Source organism: Pseudomonas sp. P5_152, from assembly GCF_033989915.1.
Taxonomy (GTDB): Bacteria; Pseudomonadota; Gammaproteobacteria; order Pseudomonadales; family Pseudomonadaceae; genus Aquipseudomonas.
In genome coordinates this window covers 2,199,811-2,218,060 of sequence record NZ_JASFAH010000002.1, presented here as the reverse complement: position 1 = coordinate 2,218,060, position 18,250 = coordinate 2,199,811, and the positions used below count along the sequence as shown (strand labels likewise).

Annotated in this window: 17 protein-coding genes and 4 tRNA genes; 12 read left to right on the top strand and 9 right to left on the bottom strand. The window is 61.4% G+C overall.

Annotated features, from left to right (window positions below):
- The first annotated feature begins 69 nt into the window (after positions 1–69).
- The 7 genes from rluD to QMK50_RS10015 all read left to right on the top strand — a co-directional run bounded on the left by rluD (position 70) and on the right by QMK50_RS10015 (position 5,164).
- On the top strand, positions 70–1,032 hold the full coding sequence (gene rluD / locus QMK50_RS10045; RefSeq protein WP_095166517.1) for a 23S rRNA pseudouridine(1911/1915/1917) synthase RluD: 963 nt from the start codon (positions 70–72) through the stop codon (positions 1,030–1,032).
- Positions 1,029–1,754 (top strand): peptidoglycan editing factor PgeF, encoded by a 726-nt coding sequence (gene pgeF / locus QMK50_RS10040; protein WP_320333041.1) that lies wholly within the window; start codon positions 1,029–1,031, stop codon positions 1,752–1,754. Before rluD ends, pgeF begins: the two co-directional genes overlap by 4 nt.
- A gap of 130 nt (positions 1,755–1,884) precedes the next feature.
- A complete protein-coding gene (clpB, locus tag QMK50_RS10035; protein WP_320333040.1) occupies positions 1,885–4,449 on the top strand; it encodes an ATP-dependent chaperone ClpB in 2,565 nt (854 codons plus the stop codon).
- Between the two features lie 299 nt (positions 4,450–4,748).
- A tRNA-Asn gene (locus QMK50_RS10030) sits at positions 4,749–4,824 on the top strand.
- A 9-nt stretch (positions 4,825–4,833) separates the two neighbouring features.
- Positions 4,834–4,910, top strand: a tRNA-Pro gene (locus QMK50_RS10025).
- Positions 4,911–4,915: 5 nt separating this feature from the next.
- Positions 4,916–4,991 (top strand) — tRNA-Lys (locus tag QMK50_RS10020).
- Positions 4,992–5,087: 96 nt separating this feature from the next.
- Positions 5,088–5,164: transfer RNA gene (locus QMK50_RS10015), tRNA-Pro, on the top strand.
- 170 nt (positions 5,165–5,334) lie between these two features.
- On the opposite strand, the gene QMK50_RS10010 is transcribed toward QMK50_RS10015, so the two are convergent.
- The 5 genes from QMK50_RS10010 to QMK50_RS09990 form a co-directional block, all read right to left on the bottom strand.
- Positions 5,335–6,633, bottom strand: a complete 1,299-nt coding sequence (locus QMK50_RS10010; protein WP_320333039.1) for an NAD(P)/FAD-dependent oxidoreductase — start codon at positions 6,631–6,633, stop codon at positions 5,335–5,337.
- A 60-nt stretch (positions 6,634–6,693) separates the two neighbouring features.
- On the bottom strand, positions 6,694–6,867 hold the full coding sequence (locus tag QMK50_RS10005; protein ID WP_095166525.1) for a DUF3094 domain-containing protein: 174 nt from the start codon (positions 6,865–6,867) through the stop codon (positions 6,694–6,696).
- 63 nt (positions 6,868–6,930) lie between these two features.
- Positions 6,931–7,461 (bottom strand): MOSC domain-containing protein, encoded by a 531-nt coding sequence (locus QMK50_RS10000; RefSeq protein ID WP_095166527.1) that lies wholly within the window; start codon positions 7,459–7,461, stop codon positions 6,931–6,933.
- Positions 7,458–8,084: a DUF1780 domain-containing protein gene (locus tag QMK50_RS09995; protein WP_095166529.1), complete on the bottom strand. Its 627-nt coding sequence runs from the start codon at positions 8,082–8,084 to the stop codon at positions 7,458–7,460. Before QMK50_RS09995 ends, QMK50_RS10000 begins: the two co-directional genes overlap by 4 nt.
- Positions 8,085–8,210: 126 nt before the next feature.
- Positions 8,211–10,862: an autotransporter outer membrane beta-barrel domain-containing protein gene (locus QMK50_RS09990; protein ID WP_320333038.1), complete on the bottom strand. Its 2,652-nt coding sequence runs from the start codon at positions 10,860–10,862 to the stop codon at positions 8,211–8,213.
- 352 nt (positions 10,863–11,214) lie between these two features.
- Between QMK50_RS09990 and QMK50_RS09985 the strand changes: the two genes are divergently transcribed.
- The 3 genes from QMK50_RS09985 to QMK50_RS09975 all read left to right on the top strand — a co-directional run bounded on the left by QMK50_RS09985 (position 11,215) and on the right by QMK50_RS09975 (position 15,143).
- Complete coding sequence (locus tag QMK50_RS09985) at positions 11,215–12,558, top strand: aromatic acid/H+ symport family MFS transporter (RefSeq protein WP_095166533.1); 1,344 nt, start codon at positions 11,215–11,217, stop codon at positions 12,556–12,558.
- Between the two features lie 3 nt (positions 12,559–12,561).
- Positions 12,562–13,773, top strand: coding sequence for a benzoate/H(+) symporter BenE family transporter (locus QMK50_RS09980; protein WP_320333037.1), 1,212 nt, complete (start codon positions 12,562–12,564; stop codon positions 13,771–13,773).
- Between the two features lie 101 nt (positions 13,774–13,874).
- Complete coding sequence (locus QMK50_RS09975) at positions 13,875–15,143, top strand: OprD family porin (RefSeq protein ID WP_320333036.1); 1,269 nt, start codon at positions 13,875–13,877, stop codon at positions 15,141–15,143.
- On the opposite strand, the gene QMK50_RS09970 is transcribed toward QMK50_RS09975, so the two are convergent.
- A complete protein-coding gene (locus tag QMK50_RS09970; RefSeq protein WP_159998021.1) occupies positions 15,138–15,377 on the bottom strand; it encodes a DUF2790 domain-containing protein in 240 nt (79 codons plus the stop codon). The genes QMK50_RS09975 and QMK50_RS09970 overlap by 6 nt on opposite strands.
- Positions 15,378–15,596: 219 nt before the next feature.
- Here QMK50_RS09970 and QMK50_RS09965 point away from each other — a divergent pair, with 219 nt between their 5' ends.
- Entirely contained in the window at positions 15,597–16,283 is a 687-nt protein-coding gene (locus QMK50_RS09965; RefSeq protein ID WP_095166540.1) for an energy-coupling factor ABC transporter permease, read from the top strand.
- Between the two features lie 63 nt (positions 16,284–16,346).
- Positions 16,347–16,562 (top strand): hypothetical protein, encoded by a 216-nt coding sequence (locus QMK50_RS09960; protein WP_095166542.1) that lies wholly within the window; start codon positions 16,347–16,349, stop codon positions 16,560–16,562.
- Here the strand turns inward: QMK50_RS09960 and yacG are convergent.
- Genes yacG through QMK50_RS09945 form a run of 3 tightly spaced genes read right to left on the bottom strand, consistent with a single transcriptional unit; the run spans position 16,559 to position 18,248 of the window.
- A complete protein-coding gene (yacG, locus tag QMK50_RS09955; protein ID WP_095166544.1) occupies positions 16,559–16,759 on the bottom strand; it encodes a DNA gyrase inhibitor YacG in 201 nt (66 codons plus the stop codon). The two genes, QMK50_RS09960 and yacG, sit on opposite strands and share 4 nt — an antisense overlap.
- Positions 16,756–17,379, bottom strand: coding sequence for a dephospho-CoA kinase (gene coaE, locus QMK50_RS09950; protein ID WP_320333035.1), 624 nt, complete (start codon positions 17,377–17,379; stop codon positions 16,756–16,758). Before coaE ends, yacG begins: the two co-directional genes overlap by 4 nt.
- Positions 17,376–18,248 carry an A24 family peptidase gene (locus QMK50_RS09945; RefSeq protein ID WP_320333034.1) on the bottom strand — a complete coding sequence of 291 codons (873 nt, stop codon included), beginning with the start codon at positions 18,246–18,248 and terminating at the stop codon, positions 17,376–17,378. Before QMK50_RS09945 ends, coaE begins: the two co-directional genes overlap by 4 nt.
- Positions 18,249–18,250 lie beyond the last annotated feature (2 nt).

Here is an 18,250-nt window from a genome sequence, read left to right as displayed (position 1 = left end):
CAAAAGACGCCGTATTTAACCACAAGCGCGCAGCCGAAACCAAAGGCTGTGCCGACGCCTAGTCTGAGCATGTCCGATAAAATTGAACTTCGCGCAGAGGTGCCGTCCGAATTGGGCGGCCAACGCCTCGATCAAGTCGCCGCACAATTATTCGCTGAGCACTCGCGCTCGCGCCTTTCCGCCTGGATCAAAGACGGCCGCCTGACTGTGGATGGGGCGGTTATCCGCCCGCGAGACATTGTCCATGGTGGCGCCATCCTTGAGTTGACCGCCGAGCAGGAAGCTCAGGGCGAATGGATCGCTCAAGACATCGCTCTGGACATCGTCTATGAAGATGACGACATCCTGGTGATCAACAAGCCTGCCGGGCTGGTGGTGCATCCTGCCGCCGGTCACGCCGACGGCACGTTGCTCAACGCCTTGCTGCACCACGTGCCGGACATCATCAATGTTCCGCGCGCTGGTATCGTGCACCGTCTGGACAAGGACACCACCGGTTTGATGGTGGTGGCCAAGACCATTCAGGCGCAGACGCAACTGGTTACACAGTTGCAGAGCCGCAGTGTCAGCCGGATCTACGAGTGCATCGTGATTGGTGTGGTCACCGCCGGCGGCAAGATCAACGCGCCGATCGGTCGTCACGGCCAGCAGCGCCAGCGCATGGCGGTAATGGAAGGCGGCAAGCAGGCGGTCAGCCACTACCGTGTGCTCGAGCGTTTCCGCTCCCACACCCACGTGCGGGTCAAGCTGGAAACCGGTCGAACCCACCAGATTCGGGTGCACATGGCCCACATCAACTTCCCGTTGGTCGGAGACCCTGCCTACGGCGGTCGCTTCCGTATCCCGCCGGCAGCCAGTGTGACCATGGTCGAGTCGCTGAAACACTTCCCGCGTCAGGCGCTGCATGCGCGTTTCCTGGAACTGGATCATCCGACCACCGGCAAGCGCATGAGCTGGGAATCGCCACTACCGGAAGATTTCGTCTGGTTGCTGACGCTGCTCAAGCAGGACCGTGAGGCGTTCATCGGATGAGTGACTGGCTGATTCCTGACTGGCCGCTGCCTGCCGGGGTCAAAGCCTGTGTCACCACCCGTGCGGGCGGCGTCAGCCTGACGCCGTTCGACAGCCTCAACCTGGGCGATCATGTTGATGACAGCCCTGCAGCAGTGGCCGAGAATCGCCGGCGCCTGACGGATCACTTTGCGATACAACCGGCCTGGTTACAGCAGGTGCACGGTGTTGCCGTGGCTCACGCTGACCCGGCCCTGGTCGCGACCGCGGACGCCAGCTGGACGGCCACGCCCGGCATCGCCTGCACGGTGATGACGGCCGATTGCCTGCCTGTGTTGTTCTGTGATCGTGCCGGTAGCCGTGTTGCGGCAGCTCATGCCGGCTGGCGCGGATTAGCCGCAGGCGTGCTGGAGACGACGCTCGACAGCCTCGCCGTGGATCCGGCACAAGTGCTGGTCTGGCTCGGTCCGGCCATTGGCCCGAGGGCCTTTGAAGTGGGTCCGGAAGTTCGCGAAGTGTTCATCGCGCAACTTGCAGAAACACATCAGGCTTTTGTGCCCAGTCACAATGCTGGCAAGTACCTGGCCGACATCTACCTGCTGGCGCGCTTGCGCCTCAAAGCCCGCGGCGTCAACGCCGTGTACGGTGGCGGCTGGTGTACCGTGACCGACCCACGCTTCTTTTCCTACCGCCGTGCGCCACGCACCGGCCGGTTTGCCTCCCTGATCTGGCTCGAACGCTAGACTCTCCTGACCTGCATCAACTGCCCGACGCTTGAATCTTCCAGAATCGACCGCATCTAGTGGGGTATCTGGCAGGTTTCTCTATTTAGGTGTGTCCATCGCTCCGGCCTGCTCAAAAGGAAGGTGACCAATGCGTATAGACCGTTTAACCAGCAAATTGCAGTTAGCCTTATCCGATGCCCAATCCCTGGCCGTTGGCCTCGATCATCCGGGCATTGAACCTGCGCACCTGATGCAAGCACTGCTTGAACAGCAGGGTGGCTCGATCAAGCCGCTGCTGATGCAAGTGGGCTTCGACGTCAACAGCCTGCGCAGCGCGTTGAGCAAAGAGCTCGACCAATTGCCAAAAATCCAGAATCCGACTGGCGACGTGAACATGTCGCAGGACCTCGCGCGCCTGCTCAACCAGGCCGATCGCCTGGCCCAGCAAAAAGGTGATCAGTTCATCTCCAGCGAGCTGGTGCTGCTCGCCGCCATGGACGAGAACAGCAAACTCGGCAAGTTGCTGCTCGGCCAGGGCGTGAGCAAGAAAGCCCTGGAGAATGCGATCACCAACCTGCGTGGTGGTGAAGCAGTGAACGACCCGAATGCCGAGGAGTCGCGCCAGGCGCTGGATAAATACACGGTCGACCTGACCAAGCGCGCCGAAGACGGCAAGCTCGACCCGGTGATCGGCCGTGACGACGAAATTCGCCGGACCATCCAGGTCCTGCAGCGCCGGACCAAAAACAACCCGGTGCTGATCGGTGAGCCGGGTGTGGGTAAAACCGCGATTGCCGAAGGCCTGGCCCAGCGCATCATCAATGGTGAGGTGCCAGACGGCCTGCGTGGCAAGCGCCTGCTGTCGCTGGATATGGGCGCGCTGATTGCCGGTGCCAAGTACCGTGGCGAGTTTGAAGAGCGCCTCAAAGGCCTGCTCAACGAACTGTCGAAGCAGGAAGGGCAGATCATTCTGTTCATCGACGAACTGCACACCATGGTCGGCGCCGGTAAAGGCGAAGGCTCGATGGATGCCGGTAACATGCTCAAGCCGGCCCTCGCCCGGGGTGAGCTGCACTGCGTCGGCGCGACCACGCTCAATGAGTACCGTCAATATATAGAGAAGGACGCGGCCCTCGAGCGACGCTTCCAGAAAGTCCTGGTGGATGAGCCAAGCGAGGAAGACACCATCGCTATCCTGCGTGGCCTGAAAGAGCGCTACGAGGTTCACCACAAGGTGGCGATCACGGACGGTGCGATCATTGCGGCGGCCAAGCTGAGCCATCGCTATATCACTGACCGGCAGTTGCCGGACAAGGCCATCGACCTGATCGACGAAGCGGCCAGCCGCATTCGCATGGAAATCGACTCCAAGCCCGAAGTGCTGGATCGCCTGGAGCGGCGCCTGATTCAACTCAAGGTCGAATCCCAGGCCCTGAAGAAAGAAGATGACGAAGCGGCGATCAAGCGCCTGGAAAAACTCCAGGAAGAGATTGTCCGGCTGGAACGCGAGTATTCCGACCTGGAGGAAATCTGGACCTCGGAGAAAGCGGAAGTGCAGGGTTCTGCGCAGATCCAGCAGAAAATCGAGCAGTCGCGCCAGGAACTGGAAACTGCCCGCCGTAAAGGTGACCTGAATCGCATGGCCGAGTTGCAGTACGGGGTGATCCCGGACCTGGAGCGCAGCCTGCAAATGGTCGACCAGCATGGCAAGAGCGAAAACCAGTTGCTGCGCAGCAAGGTGACTGAAGAAGAAATTGCCGAAGTCGTGTCGAAATGGACCGGTATCCCGGTGTCGAAAATGCTCGAGGGTGAGCGCGACAAGCTGATGAAGATGGAAAGCCTGTTGCACCAACGTGTGATCGGCCAGAACGAGGCCGTGGTGGCTGTGGCCAACGCGGTGCGGCGTTCGCGCGCCGGGTTGTCCGACCCTAACCGCCCAAGTGGTTCGTTCATGTTCCTCGGCCCAACTGGCGTGGGCAAGACCGAGCTGTGCAAGGCGCTGGCCGAGTTCCTGTTTGATACGGAAGAGTCGATGGTGCGTATCGACATGTCCGAGTTCATGGAGAAACATTCCGTGGCGCGGCTGATCGGGGCACCACCAGGCTACGTGGGTTACGAGGAGGGCGGTTACCTGACCGAAGCGGTACGTCGCAAGCCGTACTCGGTGATCCTCCTGGACGAGGTCGAGAAGGCCCACCCGGATGTGTTCAACGTATTGCTGCAAGTGCTGGAAGACGGTCGCCTGACCGACAGTCACGGACGCACCGTGGATTTCCGTAATACGGTGATCGTCATGACGTCCAACCTGGGCTCGGTACAGATCCAGGAACTGGTGGGTGATCGTGAGGCGCAACGTGCCGCGGTGATGGATGCGGTGTCGACACACTTCCGTCCGGAGTTCATCAACCGGATCGACGAAGTGGTGATCTTCGAGCCTCTGGCCCGTGATCAGATTGCCGGCATCACTGAAATCCAGTTGGGCCGCCTGCGCAGCCGTCTGGCTGAGCGTGAGCTGAAGCTGGAACTGAGCAGCGAAGCGTTGGATAAGTTGATCGCGGTGGGTTACGACCCGGTCTATGGCGCACGGCCGCTCAAACGAGCGATCCAGCGCTGGATCGAAAACCCGCTGGCCCAGCTGATTCTGTCGGGCAGCTTCCTGCCAGGCACCAGCGTAACGGCCACCGTGGTGAACGACGAAATCGTGTTCAACTGAGGCCTGATTGCCGTAAAAGAGCAGAGGCCCCGCATTGCGGGGCCTTTTTTTTCACAGGGTGTTGAACTGTAAGGAAAAGGCTTGTAAAGTGCGCCCCGCAGTAAGTCGCCCCAAGGGTTTCCACTCCCCAAGTAGAAATCTGAAATAAGTTGCAAATCATTGTCTTGAAAGCAATTTAGGGGGTTGACAGAGGTGTTTAAGGTTGTAGAATAGCGCGCCTCAGACACACGAACGCAGCGATGCGAACGGGTCGAAGAGAACGCAGTAAAGCTTCAAATGTTGTGATTGAAATATGTAGTTCCGTGATAGCTCAGTCGGTAGAGCAAATGACTGTTAATCATTGGGTCCCAGGTTCGAGTCCTGGTCACGGAGCCAATTTCAAACCGGGGTATAGCGCAGTCCGGTAGCGCGCCTGCTTTGGGAGCAGGATGTCAGGAGTTCGAATCCCCTTACCCCGACCATTTTTGGGTCGTTAGCTCAGTTGGTAGAGCAGTTGGCTTTTAACCAATTGGTCGTAGGTTCGAATCCCACACGACCCACCATTTTTGAAACCAGTTAACGCTGGAATCGAATCTTAAGATCAGAGGCCAAAAGCGCTGATCGAAGAAGGCGACTTGGAAAGGTCGCCTTTTTTTTACCGGGGTATAGCGCAGTCCGGTAGCGCGCCTGCTTTGGGAGCAGGATGTCAGGAGTTCGAATCCCCTTACCCCGACCATATTAAAAATCCTCGTATCGAAAGATACGGGGATTTTTTTTGCCTGCACAAAATCCCGACGTGCCGCAGACCTCTAATGTGGGAGCGGGCTTGCCCGCGAAAGCGGTATATCAGTCACAGTCGATGTTGAATGTGCTGCCGTTATCGCGAGCAAGCGTTACATCGGGTCCTCAGTGCAATTTCAGGCGGGGCTCGGTGCCGCGTCCAATCTTGCTGCCCAGCATCAGCATCGCCGTGCGGGACGGCCCGTACAGCGCCACTTGGTGCATGCGGTACAGCGACACGTAGAACATCCGCGCCAGCCAGCCCTCCAGCATCACGCTGCCCGTCAGGTTGCCCATCAAGTTACCCACAGCCGAAAACCGCGACAGCGAGATCAACGATCCGTAATCGGTGTACTTGTAGGACGGCAGTGGTTTGCCTTCGATCCGCAGTTTCAACGATTTGGCCAGTAGCGAAGCCTGCTGGTGCGCAGCCTGGGCACGCGGCGGCACGTTGCGATCAGTCCCGGGTTGCGGGCAGGCGGCGCAATCACCGAAGGCGAAGATGTTCTCGTCGCGGGTGGTCTGCAGGGTCGGCAATACCTGCAGCTGGTTGATGCGGTTGGTTTCCAGGCCGTCGATATCCTTGAGGAAACCCGGGGCGCGGATCCCGGCCGCCCAGACTTTCAGGCTGGCCTTGATCACATTGCCATCGGCGGTGATCAGGCTGTCGGCCGTCACTTCGCTGACCGCCGCGTTGGTCATGACATTGACCCCAAGTTTCTCCAGGGTTTTATGCACAGGACCGCCGATCCGGTCCGGCAGGGCCGGCAGCACTCGGGGACCAGCCTCGATCAGGGTGATGTGCATGTTTTCCGGCTTGATCCGGTCCAGGCCGTAGGCGGCCAGTTCATGGGCCGCGTTGTGCAGTTCGGCGGCCAACTCGACACCGGTGGCGCCAGCGCCGACGATGGCCACGCTGATTTGCTCGACCTTATCGGTCTGTCCGGCATGGGCACGCAGGTAATGGTTGAGCAGTTGCTGGTGGAAACGCTCGGCCTGTTTGCGGGTGTCGAGGAACAGGCAGTGCTGGGCCGCGCCCAGGGTGCCGAAGTCGTTGGTGGTGCTGCCTACCGAGATTACCAGCGAGTCGTAGGACACTTCACGAGCCGGTACCAGCTCCAGGCCGGCTTCGTCGTAGGTAGCGGCCAGCTGGATTTTCTTCTGCGCGCGATCGAGCCCGCTCATGCGCCCCAGTTGGAACTCGAAGTGGTTCCATTTGGCCTGGGCGACATAGTTGAGTTCGTCTTCGGAAGAGTTCAGCGAACCGGCGGCCACTTCATGCAGCAGCGGTTTCCAGATGTGGGTCAGGTTGGCGTCGACCAGCATCACACTGGCCGTGCCACGCTTGCCCAGAGTCTTACCCAGACGGGTAGCCAACTCCAGACCGCCGGCGCCGCCGCCAACGATGACAATACGATGAGTCATGGGGATATCTCGCAAGGCTAAAAGAAATCGGTGCAGTTACCCGAGCGAGCGCCACGCAGCTCATAGCGTCAGGTAACTGATAAAACGGCTCAGCAGGCCCAGGCCAATGGTCACCGCCAGGACTATCACCAGGAGCATCCACGGCCGAAAAGGCCGGCGCTCGACTTGGTGCTGGGACAGGTGCAGGTACTCTTCGACATGCTGTTGGTCGTCCGGGTTCAGGCGGCTGGTCATATCAAGGCCTCGTCAGGTAGATAGACGTTGCTAAAGGTGTAGAAGCTACAGCGCACGGCCAAGTCAGCCGCCAGTATTGAAGGGAGCATAGCCGCTCACTGGCACGGGCTCGACACACAGCCTGTCATCCAGGCGAATGATGCCACTTTGTATCACCCGCGCGGTAATCCCGCCATGGCCGCGCACGGCCTGGAAAGTCCCTGGGCCGAGGTTCTGTTCGAGCCTGGCGCAGGGCTGGCACCAGCCCGTGGTTTCGAAGATGGCCTGGCCGATTCGAAAGCGCCGGCCCTTGAGGCTGAACAGATTGATCCCGCTGACCACAATATTGCGGCGCAAGTCCTGGGGCTGGATCGGCTGGTCTGCAGGGCGTTCCATCAAGGAACTGATCACGGCCAGGTGTTCCCACTGGATCAGCGTGACCTGCCGCGCATTGCGCACCCCGGGCCGCGCATGATCGCCCGTCAGTCCCGCCTCCAAACGTGCTTCCACGGCATCGAGCGCGAGCATCGGCCCGCGCGATTGTGGGCGCACGCCCAGCCAACGCACGCGGCCTTGCTGGGGTACCGCGGCAATCAGCTCTTGCAACGGGCTCACAGGCTGATCCCGACGTCGAAGACGATACTGCGCCCCAGGTTACTGCGCAGGAAGTCCGGCGCGTCGGGATGGGCGAAGAGCACGCGGGCGAAGGTCGGGCCTACCAGTGAGAGCGAGCGCCAGCCCTGGCGCAGGTATTCGGTGGGGGGTGGGAAATGGCTGTTGAGGTCCAGCACTTCACGCTTGAGGCTGGCGAAAGCGATGATGTCCAGTTCACCCAGGTCCATGCCACGTTCTTTGTAGTTGTGCGCTTTTTTGCGCAGGGTCGGTGCCAGCCTGAGTAAAAATTCGTTGGCCGGAATCCGCTTGGGCTTGGCCTCGCGGCGCACCAACTGGCTCAGGGAGAACGCGCTGCGTCGGCGCTGCAGTTCATCGCGCCACTCGTCATTGAGCCGCCGACCTTCGTCGAGAACGAAGAACACTTCGAAATTGGCCTCGCGAAACAGCACGTCGGGCGGCTCGCCGGCGGGGCTGAACTCGTCGGCGCGGTAAGGAATGTTCAAGCCCTGCAACAGGCGCTGGCACACCCAACGCTCACGCTCCCATTTGCGGGCATTGGAGAGGAACGCGTTGGCCTGCTCGGCCGCGATGGTCAGCAGGCGTAAATAATCTGAATCATCCATAGGCCAAGCTTAGCGTTCAAATGCGTTCACAAAGAACACAATTTGTCGGACAGGCGCAAACTTTTGCATTCCCGTAAGCCTGGCTGGCGGGATGTCCTGGCGCGGCCGTGACTATGCGCGGGGCGGCTACCAGCTCATGCGCATGCCCAGATTGCCGGAGACGCCGTCCAGGTCGTTGCTGTCCAGATGGGTGTTGTAGTCGGCCCCCATATAAACGCTGACACTCGAAGACAGCTTCGCCACCAGGCCCACGCCCAGGTCCGCAGATGAAGACTCATGCTCGCTCTTGATCCGATCGATGTCGTCATAGGTGACGGTGTCGTAACCGCCGAAAGTTTTCCACAGGTTGACCCGCAGATAGGGCTCGAGCGGGATGTCCTGTGCCACGAATCGCCCCTTGAGGCGGGCACCGAGGCGGCCGGTCCAGTAGTCCTGGGAGTCGAATGCGACATTGGAGATGCCGTCGTTCTGCGAGTCCAGGTCAATTTGCTGGTTGATTACCTGCACCTGGGGCTCCAGCACCCAGTCTTGCGCGACGGCGATCGGGTATCCAGCCTCCACGGACAGCGCCAGCGCATGGCCATCGGTGTCGATCTTGACTCCGCGATCGGAGCGGTTGTCGCCGTCCAGGCTCGACCACATCGCTACGGTATCGAGGTACCAGCCGCTGGGGTCGACCAGGGTCCAGTAGGCGCCTACCTGATCGCCGTCGAGCTTGACCCGGCCCGAGCGTCGATCCTCGAAGCCTTCGGCAAACCCATCGACGTCGCCTTGCAGATGACTGTGGCCGACAAAAAAACCGAAGCGTTGCAACTGTCCGCCGCTGGTCTGCGAGGCATACAGGTCATGGCCAATCTGAAAGCCCTGGAGCGAGCCGTCAAAGCTCGGGGCCACAGTGCCGGACCAGCTTTTTTGCAGATTACTGCCATACATACGGCCCCAGCCAGCAGGGACGGCGCCGGTTTCGCTCAGCAGGCTTTGCTCGCCCTGACGGTCATGGAAGGTGCCCAAGGCTTGCATCGTCAGCAACTGAGCAGCGGGGAGGACCACGGAATACACCGGGACTTCCAGGCGATACAGGGGAATCGGATCGGCGCCGGCCACGGCCGTGGGGATCGGCGGCGTGCTGATGGCCGGTGTCGGCGAGGTCTGGGCCAGGGTTTGTGGCGGCGGCACCGGGTTCGGCTCGACGGGGGCTACTGGCCGCGCGGTCGGCGGTTCGACGGCGGGCTCATCCGGGTCAACCTCGGGCGCAGGCTGCTCGATCGGTGGCGGGGCCGGTGGCACCACCGGTGGGACAACTACGGGTGGAACAGTCGGCGGCGGCACTGCCACCACCGATGAGCGCAGGTACCAGTTGTTCTCGGAGCCTGCGGTGACCCCGCCCTTGAACAGGTAGTACTGATAGGCACCGGCAGACAGCGAGCCCTTCAAGGCAAAGGCATCGCTGCTGCTGGTGGCGCCGTTCTGGGCCTGCACCACTGCGATCCCGTTCTGGCGGGTCAAGCCGCCCAGGCCACCGAGGTTGGTGATGCCCAGTTGGGTGTTACCACTGAGGGTGCCTTGGGACACCACCAGCTTGTCACTGGCAGAGTTGTCGGTACCCAGCACCGTTTGCAGCAACAGTTGCCCGTTGTTGCCAACGTAGTTGCCATGGACGGTCAGTGCATCGCTGGCACTGCTGCTGCCGTTGGTCATGTCGATGATTCCGGCGTTGCTCAGTGTCGTCCGTTGGCCGGCGGTGTAGGGGCGGATAGCGCCTTGGGTCACGGCTAGGGTACTGCTGCCGTCAATGGCAAATACGCCCGTGGCGCTGGCGCTGTCTCCGAGGAAAAAATCCCCCGCCAGGGTAAAGTGCGAGCGGTTGTCCAGGCTCACTGACTCCCAGCCGACATAACGTGCGGCGCCTGCCGAGGTGCTGTTGTCGAAGCTCAGGCGGTCAGTGCCCAGCCCACCGTCCACGGAGGGGGTGGAGGCGAGTGTGTTCTCGGAGAGATTGCTCAACAGGGCACTGTCGTCGCCGTCACCCATGAGGATGGCGGAGTTGATCTGTCCGCCGTTGCCCCAGGTGAAGCGGTCGTTGCCAGCGCTGGCGCGGATCTGCCCGGCAATCACCCCGCCGGAAACGCTGATGATGTCATCGCCGCCGCTGGTGCTGATGTTGCCACCGATCGAGCCCGCTGACACGGTGATCGTATCCCGGCCAAACGCGGTGACCAGGTTGCCGATAATCCGCCCCCCCGACATATCAAAAATGTTGTTATCGAGTTTCATGTCGACGCGGCCGATGGTGCCCCCGGTCATCGTCGCCACATCGCCATCCTCGAAGGCCCCGACGATGGTGCCCGCGGTCATCAGAAAACGATCTCGACCGTCGCCCTGGGCCAGCGACTGGATCTGCCCGCCGGTCATTTTGAACTCATCGATGCCGTTGCCTTGGTAGACCGCGCCAGTGATCTGTCCGGCGTTGATCTCCAGGGAGTCGCTGCCATCGCTCTGGTCCAGCGAACCGGCAATGGTGCCGGAGTCCATCAACACCCGGTCCGCTCCGGCGCCGAACGTGACGTCGCCATTGATCACGCCGGAGCCGTTGGCCGGGAAGGTCAGGGAGTTGTTGCCCAGGGTGTCGGTGAGTGGACCGCTGGTGCCACTGGCGCACGTATGGCTGGTATCACCGGGGCCGGGGAGCAGGCTACAAGCCGCCTCGACGACGGGACTGGCGAGCAGCAAGAGGGAAGTGCACGACAGGAGCGTGCTAAGCCTTGGATGAAGGTGCATGACAGTGTCCCTACTGAAGGAGTGATGGCTTCGTCCTGATGGTTTAAGGCCTGGCTTCACCCATGTTCACGCTTCACTGCAGCCGTTGCCCTAACGCGTTGAAAACTGATTCATCAGTCAAGTACAAGGTGTAGACGGTTAATTTCGCCAGTGTGGCTTTTTTCGACCAGCGGGCTGTCACTGCTCCCGGCCTTGATCCCTGGGATGCTCTGCAATCCACTCGCTGCACAAAACGGATAGCGATCTGCGCAAAGCGGATATTGCCGCGCCACTGGCCTCTCTACCCTCGGTGATACGCACGCTTACCCCGTGACCGATGCTCTTAAAAAAACAACAACAAGAGACAGATGCCATGCGCAAGATCGACGTACATGAGCTGATCGACAACGCTCGTTTCAACCGCTTCCACTGGATGGTGCTGTTCTGGTGTGCCCTGATCATCATCTTCGATGGCTACGATCTGGTGATCTACGGCGTGGTCCTGCCGATGCTGATGAAAGAGTGGGGGCTGAGTCCTTTGCAGGCCGGTGCCCTGGGCAGTTACGCGCTGTTCGGGATGATGTTCGGCGCGCTGTTTTTCGGCCCGCTGTCGGACCGGATCGGCCGCAAGAAAGCCATTACCCTGTGTGTGATCCTGTTCAGCGGTTTCACCGTGCTCAACGGGTTTGCCCGCAACCCGACGGAGTTCGGGATCTGCCGGTTCATCGCTGGGCTGGGCATCGGCGGGGTCATGCCCAACGTGGTGGCGCTGATGAACGAATACGCGCCGAAAAAAATCCGCAGCACCCTGGTGGCGATCATGTTCAGCGGCTACTCGGTCGGCGGCATGTTGTCGGCGGGGCTGGGCATTGTGCTGATCCCGAGTTTTGGCTGGCAGTCGGTGTTCTACGTCGCGGTGCTACCGCTATTGATGCTGCCGCTGATCATGTACTTCTTGCCTGAGTCGGTGGGTTTCATGCTGCGCCAGGGGCGCAATGAAGAGGCACGCAAGGTCCTCGAGCGAGTGGAGCCGACGTACGTTGGGCACAGCAGCGATCAGTTGCAGATGAGCGAAGTGAAGGGCACGGGAACCCCGGTGCTGCAGTTGTTTCGCGAAGGTCGGGCGCTGCGCACGCTGATGCTGTGGCTGGCATTTTTCTGCTGCCTGTTGATGGTTTATGCCTTGAGTTCCTGGCTGCCGAAGCTGATGGCCAACGCTGGCTATAGTCTGGGCTCGAGCCTGTCGTTCCTGCTGGTGCTGAACTTCGGCGCAATCTTCGGCGCCGTCGGTGGCGGCGTGCTGGGCGACAAGCTGAACCTGCCGCGGGTGTTGGCGGTGTTCTTCGCCATGGCGGCGGTGTCGATCACCTTGCTCGGTTTCAACAGCCCGATGCCTTTGCTGTACCTGCTGATCGCCATTGCCGGTGCCACCACCATCGGTTCGCAGATCCTGCTGTACGCCTGCGCCGCACAGTTCTACTCCATGACGATCCGCTCCACCGGCCTGGGCTGGGCCTCCGGTATCGGTCGCAACGGTGCTATTGTCGGTCCATTGCTCGGTGGTGCCCTGCTGGGGATCAACTTGCCGTTGCAACTCAACTTCATGGCGTTTGCCCTGCCGGGTGCGGTAGCTGCCATTGCCATGACCGTGTTTGCCATCAGTAACCAGCGCAGCGCATCGAGCGCTACCAGCGCGCTGTCGCCATCGGGTGCCTGAAGCATGAAAGGGCTATTGCGGGACTTTTCGCTGTCGGCGGCAGTCGCCGGTTTTATTGCCACGGTGATTTCCTATGCCGGCCCCCTGGTGATCATTTTCCAGGCGGCCGACGCCGCCCATCTGTCGCGCGAGGTGCTGTCGTCCTGGGTCTGGGCGATTTCCATTGGCAGTGCGCTGTTGGGCATCGGCTTGAGTCTGCGCTACCGCGTGCCGGTGATCATCGCCTGGTCGGCGCCGGGATCGGCGCTGCTGGTGGCGCTGTTACCGGGGATCAGCATGCCGGAAGCGGTGGGGGCGTATCTGGTCAGCAGCCTGATCATCTTTTTGATCGGGGTCTCGGGCGCGTTCGACCGGATCATCAGCAAGCTGCCGGCCGCCATTGCCGCAGCCATGCTGGCGGGGATTCTGTTCAGCTTCGGCACCGGTCTGTTCGTGTCGTTGCAGGGCAAGCCGTGGCTGGTGCTGGCGATGTTTGCCACCTACCTGATGTGCAAGCGCCTGATGCCGCGTTACGCGGTGTTGATGGTGCTGCTGGTGGGTTGCTCCATGGCCTTGCTCGCCGGGGACCTGCGGGTCGACGCACTGGTGATCGGCCTGGCTACGCCGGTCTGGATAACCCCGCAATTCAGCTTGAGCGCGACCTTGAACATCGCGTTGCCGCTGGTGATGGTGGCACTGACGGGGCAGTTTGTCCCCGGCATGGCAGTGCTGCGAGCCAGCGGATACTCGACTCCCGCCAGCCCGATCATCGCCAGCAGCGCGTTGGGTACGGCGTTACTCGCACCCTTTGGCTGCCACGGTTTGAACCTGGCGGCGATCACCGCGGCGATCTGCACCGGCCGTGAATCTCACGAGGACCCAGGCAAGCGGTATGTCGCTGGGGTCGTCGGCGGCTTGTGTTACCTGGTGCTGGGGATCTTCGGCGCAACCCTGGTCTCGCTGTTTTCGGCCTTTCCCAAAGAGCTGATCGCAGCCCTCGCCGGGCTGGCGCTGTTCGGGGCGATTGCCGGGGCATTGGCGGGTGCGATGGCGGTGCCCAACGATCGCGAAGCGGCGCTGGTGACCTTTCTGGCGACGGCCTCGGGGATGTCGCTGTTCGGTTTGTCCGCCGCGTTCTGGGGGCTGATCTTCGGCATGCTCACCCACCTGCTGTTGAACGCGCGCCGTGCCACTCCAGGGACCAAGGCAACGCCCGCTCCGGAGTCTGTGCGCTGACCGCACTGGACTGATTCCTACCCGCTTGACCTTCCCCCGCAGCGCCAGTGCTGCGGGCGGATCACTGCACCCTGTCGATCAATAACAATAAGAGCAAAACGATGAAACAGACTCTCGCCACAACCGCTTCGCTGTTGTCCCTGACGCTCGCCTCGGGTTTCTCCGACCGTGCGCTGGCCGCCGACAATAGCTTGGTAAAAGACACCACTGCGACCTTGCAGGCGCGCAATTATTATTTCAGCCGCGACTTCTCGGACATCGTCGGCGCCAATCAGCAGTCCAAGGCCGAGGAGTGGGCCCAGGGCTTCATTTTCAACCTCAAGTCCGGCTACACCCCGGGTACCCTCGGGGTGGGCATGGATGTCATCGGCCTACTGGGCCTCAAGCTCGACAGCAGCCCGGACCGGGTCAACACCGGCCTGCTACCGGTGCAGGACGATGGCCGCGCGGCCAATGACTACAGTCGCCTGGGCGCGGCGCTGAAGGTGCGTTACTCGAAAACCGAACTCAAGGTCGGCGAACTGCAACCCAACCTGCCGGTGCTGGCCTTCAGCGACATCCGCTTGCTGCCACCCAGTTACCAGGGGGCGAGCATCAGCTCCAGCGAACTCAATGGCCTGACCGTGCAGGGCGGTCACCTGAACTCCACCAGCCTGCGCAACGAGTCCGGCGATGAAAAGATGCAGGCCATGCTGGGGCATGTGCCACAGCGCCAGGTCAGCAGCGACGGCTTCAACTTTGCCGGGGCCGACTACGCGTTCAATGACAAGCGCAGCTCGCTCAGTGCCTGGTACGGGCAACTGGAAGATATCTACAACCAACGCTTTCTCGGGCTCAAACACAGTGAGCCGCTGGGGGGCTGGACCTTGGGCGCGAACCTGGGCTACTACGATTCGAAGCAAGACGGCAAACAGCTGCTGGGCAATATCGACAACCAGGCGTTCTTCTCCCTGCTGTCGGCCAAACGTGGTGGCCACACCTTCTACCTCGGTTACCAGGGCATGTTTGGTGACAGTGCCTTCCCACGCGTCTTTGCCAATATCTCGCCACTGGGCAACGAGGTGCCCACCTACGAGTTTGCCTACACCGACGAACGATCCTGGCAGGTACGTTACGACTATGACTTTGCGGCGCTCGGTGTGCCCGGGCTGACCAGTACCGTGCGTTACATCACCGGCAATAATGTCGACACCGGCAAAGGCTATGAAGGCAAGGATCGCGAGCGCGACCTGGATCTGGGTTACGTGCTGCAGAGCGGCAGCCTCAAGGGCCTGGGGATTCGAGTGCGCAATGCGATGGCGCGGTCCAACTACCGCAGTGACATCGACGAAAACCGCCTGATCCTCAGTTACACCTGGACCCTGTTATGAGCCGCTGCAGTCGCCCATGACCTGGTAAGACACCCGGTGGGTCTGGCCCTGGTGGTCGACATAGACCATGCTCGCCGGCACCACGCCGCAACCGCTGGCGGTGTCGGAGACCGAAACCACCTTGGCAATGTCCAGCGGCTGCGCGGGGTCGTAGGGAGTGGCAGGCGGTTCGTTACCGGCGGCCAAGGCCGAGGTGGCAACCAGGGCCAGCAACAGGCTGATCAGGCTTTTCATCTTGTGGTACTCCGTGTGGATCTCGATACCTGAAGTTTAGTCTTCGCCGGCCGCTGAAAAAGGGGGTAAAACCGGATGCAGTGTTGCAGGAAACGTAACAGTCGCCGCCCTTGGCTTTACGCCAGGGGGCAGCAGGGCGGTGTAGACTGATGGCCTGTTCGGTTTCGCCAAGGAGTCTGACGTGAAGGTCTGTGCAATAGGGTGGATGGAGGCCGCGGCATGATCGGTGCCGAACTGCTGTCACCGTTCACCCTCACGGTAGGGTGGTTGCTCTACGTGCCGGTGTTGCTCTGGGCCATCGCGCGCGCGCCCTGGGTCGAACTGTTCAGCGACAGTCGACGCCAGCACCTGCTGTTCGGCACGGTGTTCGCATTGTTCCTGCTCTGGCTGGTGCGGCGCGACTTCGACACCGGTGTGTCCTATCACTTCATCGGCATGACCGCCGTGACCCTGCTGCTCGACTGGCCGCTGGCGATCGTCGGCGGGCTGGTCGCCCAGGTCGGCCTGGTGTTGCTGGGGCGCCAGGACCTGGCGGCGATGGGGGTCAACGGTGCCTTGCTGATCCTGCTGCCGGTGCTGGTCACCGAAGGCTGCGCATTGCTGGTGGAGCGCGCGCAACCGCGTAATCCGTTTGTGTATATCTTTTGCTCGGGTTTTTTTGCCGCCGCCTTGTCGGCGCTGCTCTGCCTGTTGCTGGCGTTGGGCGTGCTGTGGTTCGACGAGCGTTTTGCGCTGCCGGAATGGCTCGAGGATTTTGTCGGCTACCTGTGGCTGATCATCTTTCCCGAAGCCTTTATCAACGGCATGGTGATCAGCGCCCTGGTGGTGTTCTGCCCCGAGTGGCTGGAGACCTTCAACCGCACCCGTTACCTGTCGGCGCCGTGGAAGGACGATGACAAGTCTTGATCCTTATCAACAGGTCGCTGGACAGACGCACCTATGCTCCGAGAAATCCTCAGGAGCAGCGGCATGAGCGTTTACCAGTGGGCGAGGCAAGAGTTGCGCGACAGTCTGGCGTCGGCGGAGGCGGCCGGTTTTGAACCGGGGTTGAGCCTGCGCGCCTTGCTCAGCGCGGTGGTCGAGGAGAGCAAGGGAGTGCGCAGTGTCGAGGACCTGGCCGATGAACTGCAGTTCCTGGCCGAGAACCTCGATGACAGTGCCGACTACAGCTTCATGCGGCCTTAGTGGCGCGGTTCGAAGTCTTCGCTGAACAGATCGTCTTCCGCGTCCGGGCTAACCGGGATCTTGTGTTCTTCCGAGGCCCAGGCGCCTAGGTCGATGAGTTTGCAGCGGTCCGAGCAAAACGGCCGGAAGGTGCTGCTGGCGCTCCATTCCACGGGGGCGCCGCAGGTTGGGCAGGTGACGACAGGGGGTTGGCTCATGACTGGCCTCCACGCAAAGTTAGGTAAAAGTGATGCAGGCGTTCGACTTCGCTGTGCAGCCAGGCGAGGTCGCGGTCATTGACCAGCACATCGTCGGCATGGCGGATGCGTTCCTGACGGCTGGACTGCGCCTTGAGAATCGCCTGGACCTGCTGTTCGCTGGTCTGGTCGCGCTGCAGGGTGCGTTCGATCTGCAGTTGCTCGGGGGCATCGATCACCAGCACCCGTTGGGTCATGGCGTACTGCCCGGACTCGATCAGCAAGGGTGATACCAGAATCGCATACGGCGATTTTGCGCGTGCCAGGTGCGCGGCAATTTCCTCGGCGATCAATGGATGCAGGAGCTTTTCCAGCCAGCGGCGCTCCTCGGGGATTTCGAAGATCAGCTTGCGCAGTGCTGCCCGATCCAGTTGGCCGTCGGCCTGCAACACGCCGTCACCGAAGTGCTGGGCGATCTGCGCCAGTGCCGGGCGGCCGGGCTCGACCACCCAGCGCGCAGCATGATCGGCATCCACCGCATGGATACCGAGGTCGATGAAATGCTGGGCCGCCGCGCTTTTGCCACTACCGATGCCACCGGTGAGGCCGAGAATCCAGGGTTGTTCCACAGGGGTATTCATTGCAAACCGACAAACTGCCAATAGAAGTCGGTTATTTGACCACCCCAGAGCATGGCAATCCAGCCGGCAATTGCCAGATAGGGACCGAAGGGGATCGGCGTCGAGGTTTTCGCCCGTTTCCAGCGCAGCCAGAGCAGTCCGCTGACCGCCCCCACCAGCGAGGCCAGCAGGATCGTCAGCGGCAAGATCTGCCAGCCACCCCAGGCCCCCAGTAGCGCCAGGAGCTTGAAGTCGCCATGGCCGATGCCTTCCTTGCCGGTGATCAACTTGAACAGCCAATACACCGTCCACAAGCTCAGGTAGCCGGCTACGGCGCCCCACACGGCGTCCTGGAGTGGCACGAACAGTTCGAACGCGTTGACGATCACCCCCAGCCACAGCAACGGCATGACCAGTACGTCGGGCAGTAACTGATGGTCGGCGTCGATCAGGCACAGGGCCAACAGGCCCCAGCTCAACACCAGTAGCCCCGCGGCCTGCCAGCCAAACCCCAGGTGCCAGGCGATAAAGCCCGAGAGCAGCGCGCAACTGAGTTCGATCAGCGGGTAACGGGCACTGATCGGAGTTTTGCAGCTAGCGCAGCGCCCGCGCAGCATCAGGTAGCTGAGCAGTGGAATATTCTCCCAGGCGCGCAGTGGATGGCTGCAGTGGGGGCAATGGGAGTGGGGCAGCATCAGGTTGTAGGTGGCGCCTGGGGCCTCGCCAGGCAACTCGAGGATCTCCCGGGCCTGCTGGCGCCAATCTCGAGCGAGCATGCTTGGCAGGCGCCAGACCAGGACGTTGAGAAAGCTGCCGACCATCAGCCCCAGCCCGAGGGCCAGGATCACGAAGGCCGCCGGGGAGCTGGCGAGAAATTCATTCAAGGGCATGT

What these genes read in the sequence shown, in the direction of transcription:
- rluD (WP_095166517.1), top strand. Translation starts at nt 70, where the DNA reads ATGTCCGATAAAATTGAACTTCGCGCAGAGGTGCCGTCCGAATTGGGC.
- pgeF (WP_320333041.1), top strand. Translation starts at nt 1,029, where the DNA reads ATGAGTGACTGGCTGATTCCTGACTGGCCGCTGCCTGCCGGGGTCAAA.
- clpB (WP_320333040.1), top strand. Translation starts at nt 1,885, where the DNA reads ATGCGTATAGACCGTTTAACCAGCAAATTGCAGTTAGCCTTATCCGAT.
- QMK50_RS10010 (WP_320333039.1), bottom strand. Translation starts at nt 6,633, where the DNA reads ATGACTCATCGTATTGTCATCGTTGGCGGCGGCGCCGGCGGTCTGGAG.
- QMK50_RS10005 (WP_095166525.1), bottom strand. Translation starts at nt 6,867, where the DNA reads ATGACCAGCCGCCTGAACCCGGACGACCAACAGCATGTCGAAGAGTAC.
- QMK50_RS09995 (WP_095166529.1), bottom strand. Translation starts at nt 8,084, where the DNA reads ATGGATGATTCAGATTATTTACGCCTGCTGACCATCGCGGCCGAGCAG.
- QMK50_RS09990 (WP_320333038.1), bottom strand. Translation starts at nt 10,862, where the DNA reads ATGCACCTTCATCCAAGGCTTAGCACGCTCCTGTCGTGCACTTCCCTC.
- QMK50_RS09985 (WP_095166533.1), top strand. Translation starts at nt 11,215, where the DNA reads ATGCGCAAGATCGACGTACATGAGCTGATCGACAACGCTCGTTTCAAC.
- QMK50_RS09980 (WP_320333037.1), top strand. Translation starts at nt 12,562, where the DNA reads ATGAAAGGGCTATTGCGGGACTTTTCGCTGTCGGCGGCAGTCGCCGGT.
- QMK50_RS09975 (WP_320333036.1), top strand. Translation starts at nt 13,875, where the DNA reads ATGAAACAGACTCTCGCCACAACCGCTTCGCTGTTGTCCCTGACGCTC.
- QMK50_RS09970 (WP_159998021.1), bottom strand. Translation starts at nt 15,377, where the DNA reads ATGAAAAGCCTGATCAGCCTGTTGCTGGCCCTGGTTGCCACCTCGGCC.
- QMK50_RS09965 (WP_095166540.1), top strand. Translation starts at nt 15,597, where the DNA reads ATGATCGGTGCCGAACTGCTGTCACCGTTCACCCTCACGGTAGGGTGG.
- QMK50_RS09960 (WP_095166542.1), top strand. Translation starts at nt 16,347, where the DNA reads ATGAGCGTTTACCAGTGGGCGAGGCAAGAGTTGCGCGACAGTCTGGCG.
- yacG (WP_095166544.1), bottom strand. Translation starts at nt 16,759, where the DNA reads ATGAGCCAACCCCCTGTCGTCACCTGCCCAACCTGCGGCGCCCCCGTG.
- coaE (WP_320333035.1), bottom strand. Translation starts at nt 17,379, where the DNA reads ATGAATACCCCTGTGGAACAACCCTGGATTCTCGGCCTCACCGGTGGC.
- QMK50_RS09945 (WP_320333034.1), bottom strand. Translation starts at nt 18,248, where the DNA reads ATGCCCTTGAATGAATTTCTCGCCAGCTCCCCGGCGGCCTTCGTGATC.